The following is a 542-nucleotide window of genomic DNA, read 5'->3' on the forward strand; positions in this document are numbered from 1 at the left end:
GAGTGCCGCGTTATCTCGAGACATTGGGACATTCTTGCAACCCTCCGAGTATGCCAACGAGAGTGAAGCTCCAGATCCGACAACGGCTACTCCCGTCACGAGCACAGCATCTACGCATCGTCGTGACGACTTAGGTTTGTCATTGGATGATTTAGACTTGTCTTCCTTGTCTCCAGATCTCGCCAAAAAAGTGGAAAATGCGCTGTCTCAAAACGATGCGCCGACTTCTGCGCCGTCACAGGTGAATGACTTGGAGCGCAATGCGCAGCAGTGGCAAGGACGTCTTCCGGCCCTTAATTTGCAAACGCACATGTATGCCAGTGATGCCAATCGTCGTTGGGTGAAAATCAATAACGTGGAGTATCACCAAGGAGATGTAGTGGATGGGCAAGTCACGCTGAAAGAGATTCAGCCGCAGGCTGTCATTGTCGAGTTCCAAGGTGAGCAAATCCGAATCCCTGCGCTTTACGAATGGGATGGTTAGTACTCTCGCGTGGAACCATTAGATAAGCAAAAGGCCACATGAATGTGGCCTTTTCGTA

Annotated in this window: 1 protein-coding gene; it reads left to right on the forward strand. The window is 50.6% G+C overall.

Annotated elements, in window-relative coordinates; genetic code table 11:
* Positions 1-484, forward strand: a 484-nt coding sequence (locus R7040_RS29330) for a general secretion pathway protein GspB (RefSeq protein WP_318098028.1), incomplete at its 5' end; no start/stop codon positions are given.
* Positions 485-542: the final 58 nt, after the last annotated feature.

The organism is Vibrio sp. 1069 (assembly GCF_033340555.1).